Origin of the sequence: Borrelia persica No12, assembly GCF_000500045.1 — a bacterium.
In the GTDB taxonomy this organism is placed as follows: Bacteria; Spirochaetota; Spirochaetia; order Borreliales; family Borreliaceae; genus Borrelia; species Borrelia persica.
The window spans coordinates 1-359 of record NZ_AYOT01000202.1; the positions used below are offsets into that span (position 1 = coordinate 1).

General features: G+C 28.7%; 1 protein-coding gene and 1 pseudogene. Both read left to right on the top strand.

Going from position 1 to position 359, the window contains the following annotated elements:
- Nucleotides 1-16: 16 nt before the first annotated feature.
- Nucleotides 17-121 (top strand): hypothetical protein, encoded by a 105-nt coding sequence (locus tag U881_RS13790; RefSeq protein ID WP_407637309.1) that lies wholly within the window; start codon nucleotides 17-19, stop codon nucleotides 119-121.
- Nucleotides 122-141: 20 nt separating this feature from the next.
- Nucleotides 142-359: pseudogene (locus U881_RS0107210) on the top strand (hypothetical protein); the annotation flags it as partial.

Genomic DNA, 359 nt, shown 5'->3' on the forward strand with positions numbered 1-359 from the left:
TTCAAGTAATAGCAAAATTAATGCCATAGCATTATCAGATGCAATTGCACTTGATGGTACTGAGAAAAAGCTTTATATTGTACATGTGGCTATTTATGGAAATAAGGGTAAACCAAATTAATAAGTTAAAGGAGTATAAAGATGTCAGAATTATATGATCAAAATTATTATGCTAAAGAGATAGCAAATGTGTTTCCGGAAGTAAAGTTACCAGTATTTTACAATTGGTTTTCTAATGAGCAGATTGAGGATGTAGATTTAAAAACTGGATATTTAAAAACAATAAAATGGGATGCTTTTCTTAATGCTAATCCCACAACATTAGTAAATGAAGTTAATACTATTGCTACTATAGGATT